Source organism: Mesorhizobium sp. M7A.F.Ca.CA.002.09.1.1, assembly GCF_003998555.1.
GTDB lineage: Bacteria > Pseudomonadota > Alphaproteobacteria > Rhizobiales > Rhizobiaceae > Mesorhizobium > Mesorhizobium ciceri.
The window spans coordinates 1-592 of the sequence record NZ_RZRR01001518.1; the positions used below are offsets into that span (position 1 = coordinate 1).

General features: G+C 67.2%; 1 pseudogene. It reads right to left on the reverse strand.

The window, feature by feature from the left end:
* Positions 1–592 (reverse strand): annotated as a pseudogene (locus EN994_RS34395) (MFS transporter); the annotation flags it as partial.

The following is a 592-nucleotide window of genomic DNA, read 5'->3' on the forward strand; positions in this document are numbered from 1 at the left end:
GCACCAGCCAGCTCTGCAGCCCGACCGGAACGGCGCCGAAAGCAAAGCCCCAGACCGCAACGGCGGCAGCGGCGATCGTCGGCGAAGCTCCGAAAACCAGCATCGAGGCGGCGGCCGGTGCGATCAGCAAGGGCGCCAGCCCAACGGCTGCCTTGAGGCTGCGCTCGGCCAGGATGCCGCCGGCGACATTGCCGAAGAAGCCGCCAATGCCATAGGCCAGCAGCACCAGCGAGATCGTCTCGATGTCGAGCACGGGGACCTTCTCGAGGAAGGGACGGACATAGGTGAAGCCGGCAAAGTGTCCCGAAGCGACCAGCAGCACGACCAGCAGCGCCACCCGGATCGACGGACGCTTCAGCACGTGGAGCAAGGTGCGGAAGCTTGCCACACCCACGGGGGGGCAATTTCGGAATGGTGGCCAGCTGCACCAGCAGCGCCAGGGCGGCGACCACGGTCGCAATCATGAAGGCCGTGCGCCAGCCCCAGATGTCACCGACATAGGCGCCGACCGGCGCCGCACAGACGGTCGCCAGCGAAACGCCGGTCAGGATGATCGACATGGCGCGCGGCATCAATCGCATCGGCACCATCC